Annotated in this window: 24 protein-coding genes; all 24 read right to left on the bottom strand. The window is 70.1% G+C overall.

The genetic code is table 11. From position 1 onward, the window contains the following. Window positions 1–71: 71 nt before the first annotated feature. A complete protein-coding gene (gene lgt / locus PU630_RS08360; protein ID WP_275279910.1) occupies window positions 72–1,067 on the bottom strand; it encodes a prolipoprotein diacylglyceryl transferase in 996 nt (331 codons plus the stop codon). A gap of 10 nt (window positions 1,068–1,077) precedes the next feature. Beyond that, window positions 1,078–1,884, bottom strand: a complete 807-nt coding sequence (gene trpA, locus PU630_RS08355) for a tryptophan synthase subunit alpha (protein ID WP_275279909.1) — start codon at window positions 1,882–1,884, stop codon at window positions 1,078–1,080. Continuing rightward, window positions 1,881–3,089, bottom strand: coding sequence for a tryptophan synthase subunit beta (gene trpB / locus PU630_RS08350; protein WP_275279908.1), 1,209 nt, complete (start codon window positions 3,087–3,089; stop codon window positions 1,881–1,883). The genes trpA and trpB overlap by 4 nt, the downstream gene beginning before the upstream one ends. Continuing rightward, entirely contained in the window at window positions 3,086–3,871 is a 786-nt protein-coding gene (gene trpC / locus PU630_RS08345; RefSeq protein ID WP_275279907.1) for an indole-3-glycerol phosphate synthase TrpC, read from the bottom strand. The genes trpB and trpC overlap by 4 nt, the downstream gene beginning before the upstream one ends. A gap of 2 nt (window positions 3,872–3,873) precedes the next feature. Further along, window positions 3,874–4,104: a DUF6704 family protein gene (locus tag PU630_RS08340; protein ID WP_275279906.1), complete on the bottom strand. Its 231-nt coding sequence runs from the start codon at window positions 4,102–4,104 to the stop codon at window positions 3,874–3,876. A 45-nt stretch (window positions 4,105–4,149) separates the two neighbouring features. After that, a complete protein-coding gene (locus PU630_RS08335; RefSeq protein ID WP_275279905.1) occupies window positions 4,150–4,752 on the bottom strand; it encodes a Trp biosynthesis-associated membrane protein in 603 nt (200 codons plus the stop codon). Beyond that, window positions 4,749–5,108 carry a phosphoribosyl-AMP cyclohydrolase gene (hisI, locus tag PU630_RS08330; protein ID WP_275279904.1) on the bottom strand — a complete coding sequence of 120 codons (360 nt, stop codon included), beginning with the start codon at window positions 5,106–5,108 and terminating at the stop codon, window positions 4,749–4,751. Before hisI ends, PU630_RS08335 begins: the two co-directional genes overlap by 4 nt. Beyond that, window positions 5,105–5,884 carry an imidazole glycerol phosphate synthase subunit HisF gene (hisF, locus tag PU630_RS08325; RefSeq protein ID WP_275279902.1) on the bottom strand — a complete coding sequence of 260 codons (780 nt, stop codon included), beginning with the start codon at window positions 5,882–5,884 and terminating at the stop codon, window positions 5,105–5,107. Before hisF ends, hisI begins: the two co-directional genes overlap by 4 nt. Continuing rightward, on the bottom strand, window positions 5,884–6,726 hold the full coding sequence (gene hisG / locus PU630_RS08320; RefSeq protein WP_275279901.1) for an ATP phosphoribosyltransferase: 843 nt from the start codon (window positions 6,724–6,726) through the stop codon (window positions 5,884–5,886). Before hisG ends, hisF begins: the two co-directional genes overlap by 1 nt. Window positions 6,727–6,766: 40 nt before the next feature. Beyond that, window positions 6,767–7,030: a phosphoribosyl-ATP diphosphatase gene (locus PU630_RS08315; RefSeq protein ID WP_275279900.1), complete on the bottom strand. Its 264-nt coding sequence runs from the start codon at window positions 7,028–7,030 to the stop codon at window positions 6,767–6,769. Window positions 7,031–7,076: 46 nt separating this feature from the next. After that, window positions 7,077–7,691 (bottom strand): ribulose-phosphate 3-epimerase, encoded by a 615-nt coding sequence (gene rpe, locus PU630_RS08310; RefSeq protein WP_275280057.1) that lies wholly within the window; start codon window positions 7,689–7,691, stop codon window positions 7,077–7,079. Window positions 7,692–7,783: 92 nt separating this feature from the next. Then, on the bottom strand, window positions 7,784–9,145 hold the full coding sequence (locus tag PU630_RS08305) for an RsmB/NOP family class I SAM-dependent RNA methyltransferase (protein WP_275279898.1): 1,362 nt from the start codon (window positions 9,143–9,145) through the stop codon (window positions 7,784–7,786). Further along, window positions 9,142–10,062, bottom strand: coding sequence for a methionyl-tRNA formyltransferase (gene fmt, locus PU630_RS08300; protein WP_275279897.1), 921 nt, complete (start codon window positions 10,060–10,062; stop codon window positions 9,142–9,144). The genes PU630_RS08305 and fmt overlap by 4 nt, the downstream gene beginning before the upstream one ends. Before the next feature lie 17 nt (window positions 10,063–10,079). Beyond that, entirely contained in the window at window positions 10,080–12,062 is a 1,983-nt protein-coding gene (locus PU630_RS08295) for a primosomal protein N' family DNA-binding protein (protein ID WP_275279896.1), read from the bottom strand. Window position 12,063: 1 nt separating this feature from the next. After that, window positions 12,064–13,257, bottom strand: a complete 1,194-nt coding sequence (gene metK, locus PU630_RS08290) for a methionine adenosyltransferase (protein WP_275279895.1) — start codon at window positions 13,255–13,257, stop codon at window positions 12,064–12,066. Between the two features lie 91 nt (window positions 13,258–13,348). After that, complete coding sequence (rpoZ, locus tag PU630_RS08285) at window positions 13,349–13,603, bottom strand: DNA-directed RNA polymerase subunit omega (protein WP_275279894.1); 255 nt, start codon at window positions 13,601–13,603, stop codon at window positions 13,349–13,351. Window positions 13,604–13,707: 104 nt separating this feature from the next. Next, complete coding sequence (gmk, locus tag PU630_RS08280) at window positions 13,708–14,604, bottom strand: guanylate kinase (RefSeq protein ID WP_275279893.1); 897 nt, start codon at window positions 14,602–14,604, stop codon at window positions 13,708–13,710. 3 nt (window positions 14,605–14,607) lie between these two features. Then, window positions 14,608–15,432 carry an orotidine-5'-phosphate decarboxylase gene (pyrF, locus tag PU630_RS08275; RefSeq protein ID WP_275279892.1) on the bottom strand — a complete coding sequence of 275 codons (825 nt, stop codon included), beginning with the start codon at window positions 15,430–15,432 and terminating at the stop codon, window positions 14,608–14,610. After that, complete coding sequence (gene carB, locus PU630_RS08270) at window positions 15,429–18,722, bottom strand: carbamoyl-phosphate synthase large subunit (RefSeq protein WP_275279890.1); 3,294 nt, start codon at window positions 18,720–18,722, stop codon at window positions 15,429–15,431. Before carB ends, pyrF begins: the two co-directional genes overlap by 4 nt. Continuing rightward, window positions 18,722–19,876, bottom strand: coding sequence for a glutamine-hydrolyzing carbamoyl-phosphate synthase small subunit (gene carA / locus PU630_RS08265; protein WP_275279889.1), 1,155 nt, complete (start codon window positions 19,874–19,876; stop codon window positions 18,722–18,724). The genes carB and carA overlap by 1 nt, the downstream gene beginning before the upstream one ends. Further along, window positions 19,873–20,382 (bottom strand): PH-like domain-containing protein, encoded by a 510-nt coding sequence (locus PU630_RS08260; RefSeq protein WP_275279888.1) that lies wholly within the window; start codon window positions 20,380–20,382, stop codon window positions 19,873–19,875. Before PU630_RS08260 ends, carA begins: the two co-directional genes overlap by 4 nt. Continuing rightward, complete coding sequence (locus PU630_RS08255; protein WP_275279887.1) at window positions 20,379–21,683, bottom strand: dihydroorotase; 1,305 nt, start codon at window positions 21,681–21,683, stop codon at window positions 20,379–20,381. The genes PU630_RS08260 and PU630_RS08255 overlap by 4 nt, the downstream gene beginning before the upstream one ends. After that, window positions 21,680–22,669 (bottom strand): aspartate carbamoyltransferase catalytic subunit, encoded by a 990-nt coding sequence (locus PU630_RS08250; protein ID WP_275279886.1) that lies wholly within the window; start codon window positions 22,667–22,669, stop codon window positions 21,680–21,682. Before PU630_RS08250 ends, PU630_RS08255 begins: the two co-directional genes overlap by 4 nt. Continuing rightward, the gene (pyrR, locus tag PU630_RS08245) at window positions 22,666–23,211 is read right to left on the bottom strand and encodes a bifunctional pyr operon transcriptional regulator/uracil phosphoribosyltransferase PyrR (protein ID WP_275279885.1); all 546 of its coding nucleotides are present in this window, start codon (window positions 23,209–23,211) and stop codon (window positions 22,666–22,668) included. Before pyrR ends, PU630_RS08250 begins: the two co-directional genes overlap by 4 nt. Between the last annotated feature and the right edge of the window lie 53 nt (window positions 23,212–23,264).

Genomic DNA, 23,264 nt, shown 5'->3' with positions numbered 1-23,264 from the left:
CTCACTGAACTCGGGATGGGACGACGTCGGCCCAGGGACTGGAAGCGGTAAGGCCGCCCGTGTGCGCGCTGTCAGGCTCGGGCGTTGTCCGCGACGGTTGCGCTCGTGACGGCGGCCGCGGGATCGACGTCCGTGACCGGGTCGCTGACATCGACGTATTCGGGGGTGGTTCCCGATTGTACAGCCCCCGCGGGGTGCCATTCGCGACCAGGTCGGTACACCGACGGCTCGAGCCCCGTGTGGCGCCGCTTCTGGACGATCATGATGACCAGACCCAGGATGACGCCGACGATCGCCGCCCACACGTTCGTTCGCAGGCCGAGGAAGACGTCACTGGGGTCGATGCGGATGGACTCCCAGACGATGCGACCGGCGCTGTACCAGATCAGGTACAGGCCGAACAGGCGGCCCCACTGCAGACGGAGCCGGTGCCCCGCCCAGAGCATCACGGCAGCCCCCAGCAGGTTCCAGATCATCTCGTAGAGGAACGTCGGGTGGAACAGCGTGCCGGCGGCCAGCCCCGCAGGGAACGCCGGGTTGCTCGACTCGATCTCCAGACCCCAGGGGAGGCCGGTGGGCAGACCGAAGAGCTCGTGATTGAAGTAGTTGCCCAGACGCCCCATGGCCTGCGCGATGATCAGGCCCGGCGCCAGGGCGTCGGCGAACGACCAGAAGCGGACGCCCGTCCACTTGCAGCCCAGCCAGGCGCCGACCGCGCCGCCGATCAGCGCGCCGTAGATGGCGATGCCGCCTTCCCAGATGAACAGCGCCGACCACGGGTTCTTGCCCGGGCCGAAGTAGAACGAGAAGTGCGTGAGCACGTGATAGATGCGCGCGCAGATGATCGCCAGCGGCACCGCGATCAGCGCGATGTCGATGACGACCCACGGCTCGCCGCCCCGCTTCGTGAGCCGGTGATTCGTCAGCAGCGTCGCCACGATGATGCCCGCGATGATGCACAGCGCGTAGAAGTGAATCCGCAGCGGCCCGATGTCGAAGTAACTGATCGAAGGGCTCGGGATGCTGGCAAGCACGCCGTTCAGCGCGTTGGCGGGGGCGAACGTCATGGGTACGAGTCTAAACGTTCGCGGAACGTGCCCCGTGCGCGGTGCCGGCGACGAGGGCGCGGGCGGTCTCGGCAAGGCCCTCCACACCGCCGTCGCGCAGCGCCCGCACGAGTGCGGTGCCGGCGATCGCGCCGTCCGCGTAGGTCAGTGTCTCGGCCACCTGCTCGGGCGTCGATATGCCGATGCCCACGCAGCAGCGCTGCGCGCCGTGGGCGCGCAGCCGGCCGACAAGGGTACGGGCCGCGGCATCCACTTCCGCACGTTCCCCGGTGATGCCCATCGTCGAGACCGTGTAGACGAAGCCGGTCGTGTTGCGCACGATCAGCTCAAGCCGCTCGTCGGTCGACGTGGGCGCGGCCAGGAACACGCGGTCCAGGCCGGTCCGGGTGCTCTCGGCGATCCACTCCGCGGCGGCGTCGGGGGCGATGTCGGGCGTGATGAGCCCCGCTCCCCCGGCTGCGGCGAGATCGTCGGCGAACCGGGCCACGCCGTACTGCACGACGAGGTTCCAATAGGTCATGATGACCACCGGCACCCCGGTCCGTTCGGTGATCTCGCGCACGGCCGGGAACAGGTCGCGGATCTTGAATCCCACCTCCAGGGCCGCGTTGGCGGCCTCCTGGATGATCGGCCCATCCATCACGGGGTCGGAGTACGGCGGTCCCAGCTCGATGACGTCGGCGCCCGCCTGTGCGAGAGCGACGGCCGCATCGATGCTCGTGCGCAGATCGGGATACCCGAGCGGCAGGTAGCCGATGAACGCGCCCCGTCCGTCGGCGTGGGCGGCGTCGAGGGCCTCCTCGAGTCGCGAGGTCATCGGGAGTCCTCTCGGTCGTACAACCCGAAGTAGCGGGCGGCGGTGTCCATGTCTTTGTCGCCGCGGCCGGAGAGGCTCACGGCGAGGACGGCGTCGGGGCCCAGCTCGCGCCCGATCCGCAGTGCGCCGGCCAGTGCATGCGCGGACTCGATAGCGGGGATGATCCCCTCGGTCTCGCTGAGCAGCCGCAGCGCCTGCATGGCCTCGTCGTCGGTCGCGGGGATGTACTGCGCGCGACCGATCGAGGCCAGCCACGAGTGCTCCGGGCCGACGCCCGGGTAGTCCAAGCCCGCCGAGATCGAGTGCGACTCGACGGTCTGCCCGTCTTCGTCCTGCAGCACGTACGTGCGCGCGCCGTGCAGGATGCCGGGCCGGCCGCGCTCGATCGAGGCGGCGTGCTCCTGCGTGTCGACGCCCGCGCCGGCCGCCTCGACGCCATAGAGCTTCACGTCGGCGTCGTCGAGGAAGGCATCGAACATGCCGATGGCGTTGGAGCCGCCGCCCACGCACGCGAGGACCGCGTCGGGCAGTCGCCCGATCTCGTCGAGCAGCTGCGCACGCGCCTCGTCGCCGATGATCTTCTGGAAGTCGCGGACCATTGCGGGGAACGGATGTGGACCCGCTGCCGTGCCGAAGATGTAGTTGGTCGTCTCGGCGGTTGCCACCCAGTCGCGGTAGGCCTCGTTGATGGCGTCTTTGAGCGTGCGTGAACCGGTCTTGACCGACACGACCTCGGCGCCCAGCAGACGCATGCGGGCGACGTTGAGCGCCTGGCGCTCGGTGTCGACCTCGCCCATGTAGATCGTGCAGTCGAAGCCGAACAGGGCGGCGGCGGTCGCCGTGGCCACACCGTGCTGACCCGCCCCGGTCTCGGCGATCACCCGTGTCTTGCCCAGGCGCCGGGTCAGCAGCGCCTGGCCGATGACGTTGTTGATCTTGTGCGAGCCGGTGTGGTTGAGATCCTCGCGCTTGAGGAAGACCCGTGCGCCGCCGGCGTGCTCGGCGAAGCGCGGCACCTCGGTGATCGGCGATGGCCGCCCGGCGTAGCTGGTGAGCAGCCGGGTGAACTCCGCCTGAAAGGCCGGATCGACGATCGCCTGCTCGTAGACCTCGGTGAGCTCGTCGATCGCGGCGATGAGCGACTCCGGCATGAACCGACCGCCGAAGTCGCCGTAGAACGGACCGTTGGCGTCGCGCAGGCTCATGCCGTCTCCTCGGTGTGGTTCAGAAAGTCGTGCAGCGTGGCCACCGGGTCACCGGTCACGAGCGCTTCGCCGATGAGCACGACGTCTGCACCCGCCGTCCGATAGTGGGCGACGTCGTCGGGTGCCTTCACTGCCGATTCGGCGACCTTCACGACGTCGTCGGGAATGGATGCTGCGAGCCGGCCGAACAGATCACGGTCAAGCTCGAAGGTGGTCAGGTCACGGGCGTTCACACCGATCACCTGTGCTCCGATGTCGACCGCACGTGCCACCTCGTCGGCGGAGTGCGCCTCGACGAGCGCGGTCATGCCGAGCTCGGTGACGAGCCGGTAGAGCTCACGAAGCGTCGGCTGGTCGAGGGCCGCGACGATGAGGAGCACGAGATCGGCCCCGGCGGCGCGCGCCTCGAACACCTGGTAGCGGGTTGCGATGAAGTCCTTGCGCAGCACCGGAAGCGACACGGCGGCCTTCACCGCGCTGAGGTCGGCGAGGCTGCCCTTGAACCGGCGTTGCTCGGTGAGCACCGATATCGCGCTGGCGCCCCCCTGCTCGTACAGCCCCGCCTGGTGCGCGGGATCGGGGATGGCCGCAAGATCGCCGCGCGACGGGCTGGCTCTCTTCACCTCCGCGATGACCTTGATCCGCCCGGCGGGTGCGAGCGCCGCGCGGGCGTCACGCGCGGGCGACTGGGCTGCGGCGTGCTGCTCGACGACGTGCAGCGGGAGCGTCTCTTCGCGCGAACGCGCGTCCTCGACGGCGCCGGCCGTGAGGTCGGCGAGCATGCTCAATGCTCTTTGGGGGTGTACTTCGGACCGTTGACGCCGTAACCCACCTTGGACAGGATGAAGCCGACGATCAGCCCGATGGCGATCAGGACCACACACGACCACACGAGCCAGGGCACATTCAGGAAGAATGCACCGGTGCCGATCGCGATGCCCACCAGCATGATGATGACGGCGGTCCAAGCGGCCGGGGAGTGTCCGTGGCCGGGGTCGGCAATGGGATTGCTCATGGGGCTCCTTCGTCGAACGGGCGCGGATATCCGCGCGATTTCAGTCTAGCGGCGGTCGTCGCCGGCAGTGGGATCGTCACCACGGGACAGGTCGTCCCACGAATCGACGGCGTCGAGCGTCCCCGTCGTCGGTGCCGCGCCGACGACGTCGGTCCGGTATCTGCGCCCGCTCGTGGTCCAGGTGTGCGCGGTGAGCAGAATGAACACGCCCGTCACGAGCAGCACGATCATGCCCGCGAGCATGACGAAGGGCCACGCGGTGACCGACATCGACGCGATCAGATGTGCGACCGGGTCGTCGCCGGTGATCCCGGTCGCGTCCGTGACCGTGCGGGCGACCGCCGAGACGGGTCGCGTCGCCACGACCACCGCGGTCAGGTATCCGAGCACGGCGGCGATGACGACCGCGATGCCCCCGAACACGTAGCGCAGCACTCGGCCGACGATCGACAGCGCGACGCCGAGGGCCAGCACGGCCAGGCACAGCGGCGTGGCCACGGCCAGTGCGGCGGTGCCGCTGACAGCCAGATCGTCGGAGGCGGCCCCGGCCAGCGAGACGTGCAGCCACGTCTGCGTCGCCGACAGCACTCCCACGGCGCCGCAGAGCACCGTGAGGACGACGGCCAGTGTGCGGGCGCGACGTGTCATGGCCGGCCGCCCACGACCGGCTCGAGGTCGTCGGCGTCGAAGCACGTGCGATCGCCCGTGTGGCACGCCGCCCCGACCTGTTGCACGGAGATCAGCACCGTGTCGCCGTCGCAGTCCAGGCGCGCACCGCGCACCAGCTGGATGTGCCCCGACGTGTCGCCCTTTCGCCAATACTCCTGCCGTGAGCGCGACCAGAACGTCACACGCCCTTCGGTCAGCGTGCGACGCAGCGCCTCAGCGTCCATCCAGCCCAGCATGAGCACCTCGCGGGTGTCCCATTCCTGGATGATCGCGGGCACGAGTCCCTGCTCGTTGAAGCTCACCCGGGCCACGCGTTCGTCGAACGCCTCGGTCATGCGCTGTCCCCCGTTCTTCGAGTCGGGATGCCGGCGTCGGCCAGCGCCGTCTTCACATCGGCGATGGACAGCTGGCGGGAGTGGAAGACGGATGCTGCCAGGAGCGCATCAGCGCCGGCGTGCACCGCGGGCGGGAAGTCCGCCGCAGCGCCTGCGCCGCCGGAGGCGATGACGGGGACGGACGACACCTCCCGCATCAGCGCGATCAGCTCCAGGTCGAAGCCCTCCTTCGTGCCGTCGGCGTCGATGGAGTTGACCAGCAATTCACCGGCACCGCGCTCGATCGCTTCGCGCGCCCACTCCAGGGCGTCGAGCGCCGTCTTGACGCGGCCGCCGTGGGTGGTCACGACGAAGCCCGAGGTCGCGGCATCCGACCGCTTCACATCAAGTGAGAGGACCAGCACCTGCGCACCGAAGCGGTCCGCGATCTCATCGAGCAGGTCGGGGCGCGCGATGGCCGCCGAATTGACGCCGATCTTGTCGGCGCCGACGCCCAGCAGGCGCGCCACGTCATCCACGGAGCGCACGCCGCCCCCGACCGTCAGCGGAATGAAGACCTGCTCGGCGGTGCGCCGCACGACGTCATAGGTCGTCGCGCGTTCGTCGACGGTGGCGGTGACGTCGAGGAACGTCAGCTCGTCGGCGCCCTGGTCGAAGTACAGCCGAGCGAGCTCGACGGGGTCGCCCATGTCGCGCAGGTTCTGGAAGTTGACGCCCTTCACGACGCGGCCCGCGGCCACATCCAGGCACGGGATCACACGCGTGGCAAGGGTCATCAGAGCCTCGCGGCGTGGATGGCGGTCACGAGGATCGCGCGCGCGCCCAGTCCGTACAGGGTGTCCATGACCTGGTTGACGGTCTTGCGCGGGCTCATGACGCGAACCGCGACCCACTCGGGATCGCGCAGGGGCGAGATGGTCGGCGACTCCATCCCGGGCACGGCCGCGACCGCCTGCTCCACGAGCTTCGCCGGCAGGTCGTAGTCGATGAGCACGTATCGGCGGGCGACCATCACGCCGTGCAGACGGCGCACCAGGGTCTCGGTGCCGTCGGCGTCCTCCGGACCGGCGACGAGCACGGCCTCCGAACGGAGGATCTCCGGGCCGAAGACCTCGAGCCCCGCCTGACGCAGCGTCGTACCGGTCTCGACGACGTCGGCGATGGCGTCGGCGACGCCCAGCTCGACGGCGGACTCGACGGCGCCGTCCAGCGGGACCAGGTCGACGGCGATGCCGCGTTCGTCGAGGAACGCGTCCACCAGCCCCGGGTACGACGTCGCAACGCGCGCACCGTCGAGGGCGGCGACATCGGCGAAGCGCCCCGGAGGGGCGGCGAACCGGAACGTCGAGTTCGCGAAGCCCAGAGCTTCGATCTCGCGCGCACCCGGCATCCGTGCGTCACACAGCAGGTCTCGCCCGGTGATGCCGACATGCAGGGCACCGGAGCCGACGTAGGTGGCGATGTCCTTCGGGCGCAGGTAGAAGAACTCGACCTCGTTCTCGGGGTCGATCAGGTGCAGTTCTTTGCTGTCGCGACGGCCGGCGTATCCGGCCTCGGCGAGCATCTCGGCAGCGGTTTCGGCGAGCGAACCCTTGTTGGGAACGGCGATTCGCAGCATGTATGTCTTTCGTCGGAGGCGTACGGGAAGGGTGGCGACATCACAGATGTCGGTACACGTCCTCGAGCGTGAGCCCCTTCGCGATCATCATGACCTGCACGTGGTAGAGCAGCTGCGAGATCTCTTCAGCCGCGGCATCCGTCGTCTCGTACTCGGCGGCCATCCAGACTTCGGCGGCCTCTTCGACGACCTTCTTGCCGATGGCGTGCACTCCCGCGTCCAGCTCAGCGACGGTGCCGGAGCCCGCGGGTCGGTCGGTCGCCTTCGCGGTCAGTTCCGCGAACAGGGAGTCGAACGTCTTCACCTGTCCAGGGTATCGAACCGAAGACGGGTCTCGGACCGCATGACGTTCAGTGCGTGTGCGCCGCAGCGTCCGAGCGCAGCGCGGCGATCGCCTGCTCGGGGTCGTCGGCACCGAACACCGCCGAGCCCGCGACGAAGGTGTCGGCGCCCGATTCCGCCGCCTGGACGATGGTGGATGCCGCGATCCCGCCGTCCACCTGCAGCCACACTTGCGACCCGCGCCGACGCGCCTCGTCGCGCAGCCGACGCAGTTTGGGCATGGTCTCGGGCATGAACGACTGTCCGCCGAAGCCGGGCTCGACGGTCATCACGAGGATCTGATCGAAGTCATCGAGGATGTCGAACAGCTGCTCGACAGGCGTCATCGGCTTCACGGCCACGCCGGCACGCGCACCGATAGCCCGCAGCCGCCGGGCGAGTGCCACCGGCTCATTCGCCGCCTCGAGGTGGAACGTCACCGACGCGGCGCCGATCTCGGCGTAGCCCGGCGCCCAGCGGTCGGGATCGTCGATCATCAGGTGCACATCGAGGGGCACCGGGCTCGTTGCCTGGATCCGCTCGACCATCTGCGGACCGAAGGTCAGATTCGGCACGAAGTGGTTGTCCATGACGTCGACGTGCACGAAGTCGGCGGTCGCGATGCGGGAGAGCTCTGCCTGCATATTCACGAAGTCGGCGGCGAGGATGCTGGGGTTGATGCGCACGTCGGAGGCCACGTCCCCATTATGGCGGGCCGCTGCGGCTCGTGCAGGGGTCAGCCGCGGCGCAGCAGAGCGATGAACATCGCGTCCGTCCCGTGGCGATGCGGCCACAGCTGGGCGCGCCCGGAGCCGTCCTCCGGTGCCGCCAGATCCATCGGCGCCCGGCTGACCGACTGCAGCACGGCACGGGCGTCGAGCTGCTCGACATCGGAGCGGCTGCGTCGAATCTCGGCGAGCACGCCCGAGGTCTCGGCCAGGTGTGGCGAGCAGGTCACATACGCGACGATCCCGCCCGGCCGCAGCGCGCCGATCGCGGCATCGAGCAGCTCGGCCTGCAGGCCGGTCAGCTCGGGGACGTCGGCGGGGCTCTTGCGCCAGCGCGCCTCGGGCCGGCGGCGGAGCGCGCCCAGGCCCGTGCACGGCGCGTCGACGAGGATGCGGTCATAGGCGTCGGCGCCGTCGGCGGCCCGCGTACGGCCGTCCTCCTCTGTGACGGAGAAGCGTCTGGGGATCGCCGCGAGCGCCTGTCGCACGAGGCCGGCGCGCGCGGGAACGAGTTCGTTCGCCTCCAGTCGCGCATCGTGCGCGATCGCCTCCGCCGCCAGGATCGCGGTCTTTCCGCCGGGCCCCGCGCACAGATCGAGCCAGCGCTCGCCCTCGCGGACGGGAGCAGCGCGGGTCAGGGCGAGGGCGGCGAGCTGCGAACCCTCGTCTTGCACGCGCAGGCGCCCGCGTGACCGGCGCACGACCGGCTCGGGGTCGCCCCCTCCGAGCCGGAAGCCCAGCGGCGAGTACGGGGTGCGCGGATGGCCCTCCGGAATGTCGGCGAGCCCCGGGAGTGCCGCCATGGTCACCTGGGGTGCCTGGTTGTCGGCTCCCAGCAGCTCCTCCAGCTCGGCGGCGCGCCCTTCGGCTGCGAGAGCACGCCGCAGCGCGCGGATGACCCAGACCGGGTGCGCGGTACGCAGCGCGAGCCGCTCATCGTCGGAACGGGCGGACTGCTCGATGCGTGCCATCCACTCCCCCGGCGTGTCGCGCGAGATACGTCGCAGCACCGCGTTGGCGAAGCCCGAGGCGGGGGCGCCGGCCGCGCGCCGCACGAGCTGTACCGTCTCATACACCGCCGCGTGGGAGGCGATACGCGTCGACATGATCTGATGCACGCCGAGTCGGAGCGCATCGAGCACCGCGGGATCGATCCTGTCGACGGCGCGGTCGGCGGCCGAGGCGATGACGGCGTCATACGTGCCGCGTCGGCGCAGCGTGCCATAGGTCAGCTCGGTCGTCAGGCGCGCATCCGCCTCGGAGAGACCGGCGCGTTCGATCAGGCGGGGCAGCAGGAGGTTCGCGTAGGCATCGTCGGCGTCGACGGCGCGGAGCGTCTCGTAGGCGACGCCGCGTGCGCCGCCGCTCACGCGCCGGCCACCGGGTCGTCGATCCGCAGGCCGCGCCACCAGGCCGCGGCATCCATCGCTCCCTTTCCGGCCGGCTGCACCCGCTCGACGGCGATGGGCGCGGTGGCGGTGCCGAACAGCACCCCGTCGTCGCCCTGTGCGATGCGGCCCGGAGCCAGGCCATCGGCCCGATCGGCGGGGCGCGCGCTGAGGATCTTCAGCCGAGAGCCGCCGACAGTGGTGTGTGCGCCCGGTTCGGGGGTGACCCCGCGGAAGCGCGCCAGGACGCGCTCGGCCGGCTCGTCGAAGTCGAGGCGCCCGTCATCGATCGTGAGCTTCGGTGCGTGCGTGGGCCCGCCCTCCTGCGGTGTCGCGTGTGCGGTGCCTGCCGCCAGCGCATCGACGACGTCGGCGACAAGATACGCGCCGCGATGTGCGAGTGCATCGAGGACGTCACCGGCCGTGGCCATGGCAGGCGGTTCATAGTCGAGCCGCGCATACACGTCGCCGGCGTCCAGGGCCGGCACGAGGGAGAACACGCAGGCGCCGAGCGTCTCGTCGCCGGCGATCAGCGCGCGCTGCACCGGTGCCGCTCCGCGCCAGCGCGGCAGGTCGGAGAAGTGCAGGTTGATCCACCCGTGCTCAGGGGCCGAAAGAAGAGGCTCGCGGACGAGCCCGCCGTATGCGACGACGACGCCGAGATCGGGATGCTGCGCGGTCACCGCGGCGGTGGCCTCGTCGTCGAGCCGCGCGGCTTTGATGACCGTGAGCCCGAGCTCGCTCGCTGCGGCAGCGACCGGAGACGGCGTCAGCACCCGTTTGCGCCCTTGCGGAGCATCGGTGCGGGTCACGACCGCGACGACCTCGTGGGGTCCGTCGACGAGCCGTCGCAGAGTGGGGACGGCGGCCTCAGGGGTGCCGGCGAACACGACGCGCATTCTCTCCTCGCTTCCTGTCACAGCTCGGGATCGAGCACATCGACGCGCACCTTGAGTGTATTGCGCGGGCCGGGCGGACGCCCCTTCGCCGGGCGTCTGGTGCGCAGCGCCGCGGTGACGACCGCACCGCGCAGCGCCGCGGTCACCACCCGGCCCTGCGCATACGCGAAGCGCACGAGGGCACGGACGGTGTGCGTCTCTTCGACCGGAACCGGGCCGAGCACATCATCCACCGCCAGATCGGTCACCGCCGAGCGCACGGCCGTCAGCGCGGCATCCACCTCCGCCGCGGTGCCCTCCAGCGCCGCGATCCGCACCGTCGGCGGCATCTTCAACGGCGCACGCTCGGCCAGCTCGCTGCGCGCATAGGCCGGCTGCGACCAGGTGGCCAGGGCTCGTGCGACCGGCCCGGTGACGCCCACCAGATGCACGGGAGCGCCCGGCGCTGCCAGCGCCGCGGCGTTCGACCACCAGCGCAGACACGATTCCCCGATCCGCAGATCGTCGGACTGCAGCATCCGGTCGCCGTCCAGCAGCAGCACCGCGCGGTACCCGTCGTCGGCGATCGGCTCGGCGCCGCGCGTGGCGACCACGAGGGCGGGGCGGGCTTCGACCCGGGTCAGCGGGTGCGCGCCGTCTGAGATGATGATCCGGGTTCCGGGGAACGCACGACCGAGCTCGTCCGCGGTGCGCTCGCTGCCCGAGGATGCCATCCGCACGCGGTCGGAGCCGCATGAGGCGCAGGTCCATCCATGGGCGGCGCGTCCGCACCACGCGCACTCCGGCACCGCGCCCCGGCGATGAGCGCGCAGAGGGCCGCCGCAGTGCCGGCACCGGGCCGGCGAGCGGCATTCGGCACACACCAGCGTGGGGGCGAAGCCCGGGCGTGCGACCTGGACGAGCACCGGCCCGGTCTGCAGGGCTTCGCGCGCGGCGGCGAACGCGGCCGACGGGACGCGGGAGCCTCGCGACTCCCCCTCGCGCGTCGCGGAGAGGATCACCCGTGGCGAGACGCGCCGTGCCGCGGCCAGATCGCGCACCCAGCCCGCCTCGACCAGCCGTTGCACGTCGGTGGTGCGCGTGTGGCCGGCGAACAGGAGCGCGGTCCCTTCCAGCTCTTGGCGGACGAGAGCGGCATCACGGGCGTGCACACCCGGGCTCAGCGGCTCGGACAGGAGCGTGTCGCCGTCGTCCCAGAGTGCCACCAGGCCGACCCGGTGCGCCGGCGCGTAGACCGCCGAGCGGCTGCCGACGACGACGCACGGGGCCTTCGCGAGGATGCGCAGGTACCCGCCATAGCGTTCGGGGCCGGATTGCCGCGCGTCCACCCGCACCACGGCATCGCCGATGTCGAACGATGCGAGCGCTGCGAGCACCTGCTCCTGGTCTCGATAGTCGGGCACCACGATCACGGCGCTTCGCCCCTCGGTCAGTGACGCCACGGCACCCGCAGCCAGCACGATCGCCCACTCGCCCACGACGGGGCCGTCCGCCAGGTGCGCCGTGCGCGGCGGCGCGTCCAGCGCCAGCCGCGCATCGGTCGTGATGCCCTCCTCCAGACCGGGATACGCGGCCAGGACGGCCTGCGCCCGGGCGCGCGCCGCGTCGGACACCACGGGTGCGAGCGGCGGATCCGCGGCGAGCCATGCCTTCTCGGCGCGCACCATGCGCTTGGGCACGGCGAGGCGCAGGATGTCGCCGGCCCCGCCGGCGGCACGGTCGGCGACCGCGCGCGCCAGCCGGTAGAGCCGTTCCGGGAGCACGCACACCGGTGAGACGACGACCTCGACATCGGACAGCGGGCGGTCTGCGGGGTCGTCGACGCCCATTTCGACGAGGTATCCCTCGACGACCCGTCCGGCGCTGCGCAGCGGCACCTTCACGCGCACGCCGGGCACCGCTTCGGCTGCGAGCTGGTCGGGGATCGCATAGTCGAACAGGCGATCCAGCTGAGGCAGCGGCGAGTCCACGAGGATGCGGGCCACGCGGCGCGCCGGCACGTCAGACTCCGGCGGCGCGGCGCAGTTCGTCGACGCGGGAGGTCTGCTCCCAAGTGAACTCGGGCAGCTCGCGTCCGAAGTGGCCGTAGGCCGCAGTGCGTGCGTAGATCGGGCGCAGCAGGTCGAGTTGCTCGATGATTGCCCGCGGACGCAGATCGAACACCTCGCGGATCGCCGCCGTGATCCGTTCGTCGGGAAGTGTGCCGGTGCCGAAGGTCTCGACGTACAGCCCGACCGGGCTCGCCTTGCCGATGGCGTACGCCACCTGCAGCTCGAGACGTTCGGCGAAACCGGCCGCCACCGCGTTCTTGGCGACCCAGCGCATCGCATACGCGCCGGAGCGGTCGACCTTCGAGGGGTCCTTGCCGCTGAACGCGCCCCCGCCGTGGCGTGCTGCGCCGCCGTAGGTGTCGATGATGATCTTGCGACCCGTCAGGCCTGCGTCGCCCTTCGGGCCGCCGATGACGAACGGGCCCGCCGGGTTGATGAAGAAGTCGGCGTGCGAGGCATCCAATCCCGTCGTCTCGAGGATCGGGTCGATCACCTCGGCGCGCACGGCCGCGCGCAGAGCCGGCATGGAGATGTCGGGGTGATGCTGCGTGGACAGCACCACGGTCTCGATCGTCCGGGGGACGTCGCCCTCGAATCCGACCGTGACCTGGGTCTTGCCGTCGGGACGCAAGAACGGCAGGGCGCCCGAACGGCGCGCCTGGCTGAGACGCTCGGCCAGGCGGTGAGCCGTCCATGCCGTGATCGGCATGAGCTGGGGGGTCTCGGTGGTCGCGTAGCCGAACATGATGCCCTGGTCGCCGGCGCCGAGCTCGTCGATCGGATCGGTCGAGCCGTTGTCGCGGTGCTCGAGGGCGTGATCAACGCCATGCGCGATGTCACTGGACTGCTCGCCGATCGACACACTCACGCCGCACGAGTCGCCGTCGAATCCGGTCTCGCTGGAGGTGTAGCCGATGCGATTGACGACATCACGGACGGTGCCGGGGACGTCCGCCCACGCCTCGGTGCGCACCTCGCCCGCGACATGCACGAGCCCCGTCGTGACCATCGTCTCCACGGCGACCCTGCTGCCCGGGTCTTTCGCAAGGAGCTGATCGAGGATGCTGTCGGAGATCTGGTCACAGATCTTGTCGGGGTGCCCCTCGGTGACGGACTCGGACGTGAACAAGCGCAGCTGCGTCATTGTGCTCCCCAGAGATGAAGGCGGATGGGCACCAGTATGCCCCCGGCATCCGACATGGCCGGCGCCGGGGGCTCTGGATGACGATGGATGACTACTCGGCCTGACGGAGGCGGAGCTTGTCTTCGTGGATCTCGTGCAGCGCGATGGTCAGCGGCTTGTCTTCGACGGTCGAGTCGACGAGCGGCCCGACGTTGTCGAAGAGGTTGCCCTCGTGCAGGTCGGAGTAGTAGTCGTTGATCTGACGCGCCCGCTTGGATGCGTAGATGACGAGCTGGTACTTCGAGTCGACCTTCTCGAGGAGACTGTCGATGGGGGGCTCGATGATGCCCTGGTTCGTTCCGGCCATGGGAAACCTCCTGATTGAGCACGGATGCCGCACCGTCGGGTGCGCAAGTCGAAGCGCGCGGGCGCGCGGTCTCCCAGTCTACCCGGTGACGCCGGCACGGAGGATCAGCGCGCGAGCGCGGCGACCTCTGCGGCGGCGCGGGTGACCTCGTCGTTGACGATGTGGTAGTCGAACTCACCTTGTGCGGCCAGCTCGCCCTTCGCCGTGCGCAAGCGCCGACTGCGCTCCTCCGCGTCTTCGGTGCCGCGTCCCACGAGCCGGCTCACCAGCTCATCCCAGCTCGGTGGCAGCAAGAAGATCAGCGTCGCAGACGGCTCGGCGTCACGCACCTGGCGCGCACCCTGCAGATCGATCTCGAGCAGCACGGTGCGACCCTGTGTGAGCGCGCGCTCGATGGGCATGCGGGGCGTGCCGTAACGGTATTTGTTGTGCACGGTGGCGTGCTCGAGCAGCTCGCCGCGCTCGACCATCCGGTCGAACGCCGCGTCGTCGACGAAGTAGTAGTGCTCGCCATCGACCTCGCCGGGCCGTGGCGGCCGCGTCGTCGCCGACACCGAGAGCAGAATCTCGGGGTGATTCTCCCGCACGGCCGCCGCGACGGTGCCCTTGCCGACGGCGGTGGGCCCCGCCAGCACCAGGAGGCGACTGCGACCGCTGCGCGGCCCGGGCTGTGGGAACCGCCCGTCGAGCCACACCCCGAGCGCTCGGCGCTGCCGGATCCCGAGGCCGCCCAGGCGCTTGACCGGGGAGATCTCGAGCTGCGCGAGGATCCGGTCGCGCTTGCCCTCGCCGATCGCGGGCAGCGCTGTGAGGAAGTCGGTGATCCGCAGCGTCCCCGCCGCCGACGTCGGGTCTTCGATCGCCCGTGCGACCACCGTCTGCGGGGCGATCACCCGCATGGTCAGGTCGCGTTTCAGACTCGCCCGCGCACGGCGGGCCGCGATCGCCTTCTGCGATGCGGCCACCCGGTCGACCTCGGGGGGATGCTTGGCGTCAGCCACGGATCAGGCCTCCAACTCGCTCACATGGTTATCGATGGCTTGCGCCAGTCCCGCAGGACCGGCGGAGAGGATGCTGCGGCTCGCACTCGCGAGCACATGCGGTGCGAGAGCACCGAACAGTCCGGCCGCGTCGGCCAGCCGGGCGCCCTGCGCGCCGAAGCCGGGAGCGAGCACCGGAACGTCGCGCAGCAGGTCGTCGGTCAGGCCGAAGTCGGCACGGGCCACGGTCGCACCGATGACGACGCCGAACGCGTGCCAGCCGGGAGCTGCCGCATCCCAGTCTCGCACCCGCGCGGCGATGTCGGCCGCCAGCGGCACGCCGGATGCGATCGTCGACCGCTGAACGGCGGCGCCCTCCGGGTTGCTGGTGGCAGCGAGCACGAACAGGCCCTTGCCGTGCCGGGCGGCCAGCTGCGCCGTGGCGGCAAGGCCGGCGGCACCCAGGTACGGGCTCACCGTGAGCGCGTCGGCCTCGAGCGGCGACCCAGGTGTGAGCCACGCCTCGGCATACGCACGCATGGTCGACCCGATGTCACCGCGCTTGGCATCGGCGATCACCAGGAGACCGGCGTCTCGTGCCGCCCGCATCACGTCCTCCAGCGCGGAGAACCCGGCCGCGCCGTGTCGTTCGAAGAACGCCACCTGCGGCTTGACCACCGCGACCCGGCCGGCCGCGGCCTCGACCGCCCGCAGCCCGAGCTCGCGGGCGCCGGCGGCGGTGGCATCCAGCCCCCACGCCTCCAGGAGCTCGGCGTGCGGATCGATGCCGACGCACAGCCGTCCGCGGCTGGCGACTGCAGTCTGCAGCCGTTCGCCGAAGCTCGTCACGCCAGCACCTCCGCGCGATCTGTCGCGTATTGCTGCAGACTGCGCACCTCGAAGCCGTCGCCGGTCGCGTCGAGCGCGCTGACCGCTGCGCCCAGCGTCGCGATCGTGGTGAACAGCGCCTTGTCGGCGGCGACCGCCGCGGCGCGGATCTCGTAGCCGTCGGCGCGCGCCGACATGCCGCTCGGGGTGTTCACGACGATGTCGATCTCGCCGGCGTTGATCAGATCGACGACGTTGCGGTCGCCCGATTCCAGCGTCTGGCTGTACTTGTTGACCACGGTCACATCGATGCCGTTGCGCGCGAGGATCTCGCCGGTGCCCTCGGTGGCCACCAGTGTGTACCCCAGCTGGCGCAACCGGTGCGCGGGCAGGATCACCGCCCGCTTGTCATCGTCGGCCACCGAGATGAACACGGTGCCCGAACGCGGGATCCCGCCGTATGCGGCCGCCTGGCTCTTGGCGAACGCGGTCGGGAAGTCGCGGTCGAAGCCCATGACCTCGCCTGTCGAGCGCATCTCGGGGCCGAGCACGGAGTCGACGGTCTTACCCTCAGCGGTGCGGAACCGCTTGAAGGGCAGTACGGCCTCCTTCACGGCGACCGGTGCCTGCAGCGGAACGGTCGAACCGTCACCGGATGCCGGCAGCAGGCCTTCTTCGCGCAGCTCGGCGATCGACGTGCCGGCCATGATGCGCGCGGCGGCCTTCGCCAGCGGGGTGCCCAGCGCCTTCGAGACGAACGGCACCGTGCGACTCGCGCGCGGGTTGGCCTCGATCACGTAGAGGACCCCGGCGCTCACGGCGAACTGCACGTTGAGCAGACCGCGCACGCCCACGCCCGCAGCGATGCCGCGGGTCGCCTCGCGCACCCGGTCGATCTCGGTGCGTCCAAGGCTCATCGGGGGCAGTGCGCAGCTGGAGTCGCCGGAGTGGATGCCGGCCTCCTCGAGGTGCTCCATGATGCCGCCGATGAACAGATCGGTGCCGTCGTAGAGCGCGTCGACGTCGATTTCGATCGCGTCGTCCAAGAACCGGTCGACCAGCAGCGGCTTGCCCTCGCCGATGATCGCCGCCTCGCCGATGCGCACGAAGTAGTCGCGCAGGCTCGGGGTGTCGTAGACGATCTCCATGCCACGGCCACCGAGCACGAAGCTCGGGCGCACGAGCACGGGGTAGCCGATGTCTTCGGCGACGCGAACCGCGCCCTCGACGTCGATGGCGGTGCCGTGGCGGGGGGCGACGAGGCCGGCGTCGTCGAGGATGCCGCTGAACAGACCGCGCTCCTCGGCGAGGTCGATGGCCGCGGGCTGGGTGCCGAGGATGGTGTACCCGGCGTCTTCGATGCCCTTGGCCAGTCCCAGCGGGGTCTGTCCGCCGAGCTGGCAGATGACGCCCAGGATGCTGCCCGACTGCTCCTCGGCGTGCAGCACCTCGAGCACGTCCTCGAGGGTCAGCGGCTCGAAGTACAGGCGGTCGCTCGTGTCGTAGTCGGTCGAGACCGTCTCCGGGTTGCAGTTGACCATGATCGTCTCGAAGCCGGCGTCGGCGAGGGCGAACGACGCATGCACGCACGAGTAGTCGAACTCGACGCCCTGCCCGATGCGGTTCGGTCCAGAGCCGATGATGACGACCTTGGTGCGGTCGGACGGGGTGACCTCGGTCTCGGCGTCGTAGCTGGAGTAGTGGTACGGCGTGAGCGCCGGGAACTCCCCCGCGCAGGTGTCCACGGTCTTGTACACCGGACGCACGCCGAGCCCGTGGCGGATGCCGCGGACCTCTGTCTCGGAAAGGCCCCGCAGCTGCGCGAGCTGGGCGTCGCTGAAGCCGTGGTCCTTCGCCAGGCGCAGCGTGTCGGCATCCAACTCCTCCGCGGCGTGCACCGCCTCGGCGACCTCGTTGATGAGCACTATCTGGTCGAGGAACCACGGGTCCATCGCCGTCGCGTCGAACAGCTGCTCGGCCGTGGCGCCCTTGCGCAGCGCCTGCTGGATGAGCACGATGCGACCGTCGGTGGGCCGCTTCGACAACTCGACGAGCTCGTCGACCGTGCGGGGCTCGTCGCCCCAGTGGAAGCTCGACCCGCGCTTCTCGAGCGACCGCAGCGCCTTCTGCAGTGCGGTGGTGTAGTTGCGGCCGATCGCCATCGCCTCACCGACCGACTTCATGGTCGTCGTGAGCGTCGTGTCGGCAGCCGGGAACTTCTCGAAGTTGAAGCGCGGCACCTTGACGACGACGTAATCGAGGGTCGGCTCGAAGCTGGCCGGCGTCACCTTCGTGATGTCGTTGGGGATCTCGTCGAGCCGGTACCCGATAGCCAGTTTCGCTGCGATCTTCGCGATCGGGAAGCCGGTGGCCTTCGACGCCAACGCCGAGGAGCGCGACACGCGCGGGTTCATCTCGATGACGATGATGCGGCCGGTGGCCGGGTCGACGGCGAACTGGATGTTGCAGCCGCCGGTGTCGACACCCACACGCCGGATGATCTCGATGCCGATGTCACGCAGACTCTGGTACTCGCGGTCGGTGAGCGTCAGTGCCGGAGCGACCGTGATCGAGTCGCCGGTGTGCACACCGACCGGGTCGACGTTCTCGATCGAGCAGACCACGACCGTGTTGTCGGCCGCGTCGCGCATGAGCTCGAGCTCGTACTCCTTCCAGCCGAGGATCGACTCCTCGAGCAGCACCTCGTGCGTGGGCGAGTCGTGCAGCCCTGCGCCGCCGATGCGACGCAGGTCTTCCTCGTCGTACGCGAAGCCGGAGCCGAGGCCGCCCATCGTGAAGCTCGGGCGCACCACCAGCGGGTAGCCGAGCTTCTCGGCCCCCTCGATGAGCTCGTCCATCGTGTGGCAGATGACGCTGGCGGCGACATCCGCTCCCGCTTCCAGAACGAGCTCCTTGAAGATCTGCCGGTTCTCGCCCTTCTCGATGGCGTCGGGCTTGGCGCCGATCAGCTCGACATCGTACTTCGCGAGGATGCCCCGCTCGTACAGCGCCATTGCGGCGTTCAGCGCCGTCTGGCCGCCCAGCGTCGGCAGGATCGCGTCGGGCTTCTCCTTCGCGATGATCGTCTCGATCACTTCAGGAGTGATCGGCTCGATGTAGGTCGCGTCGGCGAAGTCGGGGTCGGTCATGATCGTCGCCGGATTGGAGTTGACGAGGATGACGCGCACGCCCTCGGCGCGCAGCACGCGGCACGCCTGGGTGCCGGAGTAGTCGAACTCGCAGGCCTGGCCGATGACGATCGGGCCGGACCCGATGACCAGGACGGAGGTGATGTCGTCGCGCTTGGGCATCAGTTGCCTGCCTTCTGGGAGTCGATGTGCGCGATGACCATGTCGCGGAAGCGGTCGAAGAGGTAGTTGGCGTCGTGTGGTCCGCCGGCGGCCTCGGGGTGGTACTGCACCGAGAAGGCCGGGATGTCGAGGGCACGCAGGCCCTCCACGACGTTGTCGTTGAGGTCGACGTGACTGACCTCGACGCGGCCGTAGCCGGCCGGGCTCTCGACGGCGCCGTCTGTGGGCGCGTCGACGGCGAACCCGTGGTTGTGCGCGGTGATCTCGACACGACCGGTCTGCTTGTCGAGCACCGGCTGGTTGATGCCGCGGTGGCCGAACGGCAGCTTGTAGGTGCCGAAGCCGAGTGCGCGACCGAGCAGCTGGTTGCCGAAGCAGATGCCGAAGAACGGCGTGCGATCGTCGAGCACGCGGCGCAGCAGGGTCACCTGCTCGTCGGCCGTGGCCGGGTCGCCGGGGCCGTTCGAGTAGAACACCGCGTCGACGCCGGAGTCGCGGACCTGCTCGTAGGTGGCGTCGTGCGGCAGCACATGCACGTCGAACCCGCGGTTCGCGAGGTTCTCGATGCTCGCCTGCTTGATGCCCAGGTCGATGAGCGCGACGCTGCCGATGCGCTCGCCGCGCGCGGGCACGACGGTCACGGCATCCACCGACACCTGCGCCGAGAGGTTCTGGCCGGCCATCTGCGGGGCTTCGCGGACGATGCGCAGCTGCTCATCGGCATCGAGCGATGCGGCATCACCCGAGAAGATGCCGCCGCGCATGCTGCCGGCGGAGCGGATGTGGCGGGTGACGGCGCGCGTGTCGACGCCGCTGATGCCGATGATGCCCTCCTGGTCGAGAGCGGCGTCCAGCGAGGTGTTCGCGCGCCAGTTCGACACGACGCGAGAGGGGTCGCGCACGATGTAGCCGGCCACCCAGATGCGGCGCGACTCGGGGTCTTCGTCGTTCATGCCGGTGTTGCCGATGTGCGGTGCGGTCTGCAGCACGATCTGGCCGGCGTACGACGGGTCGGTGAGGGTCTCCTGGTAGCCGGTCATGCCGGTGGAGAAGACGACTTCGCCGAGGGTGGTGCCGCGGGCGCCGTAGGCGCGGCCGCGGTGGCGGGTGCCGTCTTCGAGAACGAGGACGGCGGGGTCGGTGGTGAGGGTCATGCGGCGGATCCTGTCCGGGAATCGTGGATGAGCGGGCGGATGCTGTCGACCAGTGCGGCGGACGAGGCATCGCGAGCCCGAAGATAGGTGTCGACGGTCGTGCCCGGGTCGGTGCGCCAGCTGACGCAGACGAGCCCGTCCTTCTCGACGACGCGGTCGATGGCGACCGTCGCGAGGGCGACGGCCGTGATGCGCTCGGCAGGAATGACCAGACGCTGCTGCCCCGGGATGTCGAGGGCGATGCCGGCGGTGGCGATCGTGATGTCGGCGCGAGAGCGGAAACCGAGCCCGGGGGCGGCGATCCGCTCGAGCGGCTCGCCGTGCCGGGTGGTCGCGACGTAGAGGCCGTCGTAGCCCGCGATCACGGACGTGCCCGCAGGCAGGTCGCGGACGGCGGTCAGCGGCTCCGCGTCGCGCTTCGTTCGTCGGTACCAGCCCCACGCCATGAGCCCGAGCAGCACGACTGCTATCGCGATCATGATGAGCAGGGCGCCCTCACGGGTCATGCCGGTACCTCCTCGTTCACTGCGCCGTCGGCGACGGTGAGCCGTCCCGCGTGCACGGTCCAGCGCACCGAACCGGGCAATTCACGGCCCAGGTACGGGGAGTTCACGCTGCGGCCCCGCAGATCGGAGCGTTCGAACACCGAACCCGCCGCCACGTCGTAGAACGTGAGCTCGGCAGGCTCGCCTGCGGCGATCGGGCGACCGTGACCGGCCAGCCGGCCGATCTGCGCCGGAGTGCGCGACATCACGCGTGCGACATCGGCCCAGCCCAGCATCCCGGTCTGAACCATCGCCGCGTGCACGACGCGCAGCGCCGACTCGAGGCCCACCATGCCGTTGGCTGCGGCCTGCCACTCGCACGACTTCGCCTCGGCGGGGTGCGGGGCATGATCGGTGGCGACGATGTCGATCGTGCCGTCGGCGAGGCCCTCGCGGACCGCCTGCACGTCTTCGTCGCGCCGTAGCGGCGGGTTGACCTTGAAGCGCGCGTCGTAGCCGCGTACGAGGTCCTCGGTCAGCAGCAGGTGATGCGGGGTGACCTCGGCCGTCACGTCGACGCCGCGCTTCTTCGCCCACCGGATGAGGTCGACCGATCCGGCCGTCGACAGGTGGCACACGTGCAGGCGCGAGCCGACGTGCTCGGCCAGCAGCACATCGCGGGCGATGATCGACTCCTCGGCCATCGCGGGCCAGCCGGCAAGGCCGAGCTCTGCTGAGACGGTCCCCTCGTTCATCTGGGCGCCCTCGGTCAGGCGGGGATCCTGCGCGTGCTGCGCGATGACGCCGTCGAACGCCTTCACGTACTCGAGCGCGCGGCGCATGATGAGCGGGTCCCAGACGCAGAAGCCGTCGTCGCTGAACACCCGCACACGAGCGCGGGAGGCCGCCATGGCGCCGATCTCGGCGAGCCGCTCGCCCTTCTGCCCGACGGTGACCGCGCCGATCGGCTGCACGCTGACCAGGCCCGCGGCCTCGCCGAGCGCGAGCTCCTGTTCGACGACGCCCGCGGTGTCGGCGACCGGCGAGGTGTTGGGCATCGCGAACACCGCGGTGTACCCGCCGGCCGCGGCGGCACGCGAGCCGGTGAGGACGGTTTCGGATGCCTCGTACCCGGGCTCGCGCAGGTGGGTGTGCAGATCGACCAGGCCGGGCAGGGCGATGAGCCCTGCGGCGTCGATGACGCGCGCCCCGGCATCGCTCAGCCCGGTGCCGACCTCGGCGATCCGACCGTCTGCGACGAGGATGTCGGCGGTCTCGCGACCTTCCAGCGTCGCTCCACGGAACAGGAGGCTCTCGGTCATCGTGCGTCCTCCTTCTTCGCGTCGCTGTCATGGTCCACAGGCGCGGGCCGCTCCCCCGCCAGCAGCAGGTAGAGCGCCGCCATGCGCACGGACACCCCGTTGGTCACCTGATCGAGTACGGTCGACCGGGGCGAGTCCGCCGCTTCCGCGCAGATCTCCAAGCCCCGGTTCATCGGACCGGGATGCATGACCATCGTACTCCGCGGCAGCGCGGCGAAGCGCTCAGGGTCGAGTCCCCAGCACCGCGAATACTCCCGTTCGGTGGGGAAATACGACGCGTTCATGCGCTCAGCCTGGATCCGCAGCATCATCAGCGCGTCGGGAGCGTCGGCGATGGCCTCGTCGAGGTCGTAACCGACGCGGGCAGGCCACGCCGTGACATCCTGCGGGATCAGCGTCGGCGGAGCCACGAGCGTGACCTGGGCGCCCAGGGTGTGCAGCAGCCAGACGTTCGAGCGGGCGACCCGCGAGTGCAGGATGTCACCGACGATCGTGACGCGCAGCCCTTCGAGGTCGCGCCCTCTACTGTCGGCGCCGTAGCGGCGCTTGCGCATCGTGAAGGCATCCAGCAGCGCCTGAGTGGGGTGCTCGTGCGTGCCGTCGCCGGCGTTGACCACACCGGCGCTGATCCATCCGCTGGTGGCGAGCGTCCGCGGGGCACCCGACGCGCTGTGCCGGATGACGACGGCATCGGCGGCCATGGCCTGCAGAGTCTGCGCGGTGTCTTGCAGCGACTCGCCCTTGGAGACCGACGAGCCCTTCGCCGAGAAGTTGATGACGTCGGCCGACAGGCGCTTGGCGGCGGCCTCGAACGAGATGCGGGTACGCGTCGAGTCCTCGAAGAAGAGATTCACCACGGTCTTGCCGCGCAAAGTGGGCAGCTTCTTGACCTCGCGGCGCTGGGTGTCGCCCATGTCTTCGGCGACGTCGAGGATCTGCAGGGCGTCCTCGCGCGAGAGCGTCTTGGTGTCGAGCAGATGCCTCATGATTCGATGGTCACCTCGTCGGTGCCGTCGACCTCGGCCACGTGCACGTTGACGCGCTCGTCGCTGGCGCTCGGCAGGTTCTTGCCGACGAAGTCGGGGCGGATCGGCAATTCTCGGTGGCCGCGGTCCACGAGGATCGCCAGCCGCACCGCGGCGGGCCGGCCGATGTCTTGCAGGGCGTCGAGTGCGGCGCGAATGCTGCGGCCCGAGAACAGCACGTCGTCGACGAGGACGACGGTCTTGCCGTCGATACCGCCGGGCGGAATCTGCGTGGGCTGCGGAGTGCGGGTGGGATGCCGGTGCAGATCGTCACGGTACATCGTGACGTCGAGCGCGCCGACGGGCACCTCGGTACCGCTCACCTGGGTGACGAGCGCGGCAAGGCGCTGTGCCAGATTCACGCCGCGGGTCGGGATGCCGAGGATGACCAGGTCATCCGCGCCCCTGTTGGATTCGAGGATCTCGTGCGAGATCCTTCGCAGTGCGCGTTGGATATCAGCGCTCTGTAAGACGACGCGTGGCAGCTCGGTGCGCGTGCTCATCGTCGCTCCCTTCTCCGCCTCACAGGACGGTGTTAAAGGTTGCTTGCTCTGAC

Source organism: Microbacterium horticulturae, assembly GCF_029094505.1.
Lineage (GTDB): Bacteria > Actinomycetota > Actinomycetes > Actinomycetales > Microbacteriaceae > Microbacterium > Microbacterium horticulturae.
The sequence above is the reverse complement of the archived record's forward strand: the minus strand, read 5'-3'. Positions and strand labels throughout refer to the sequence as shown.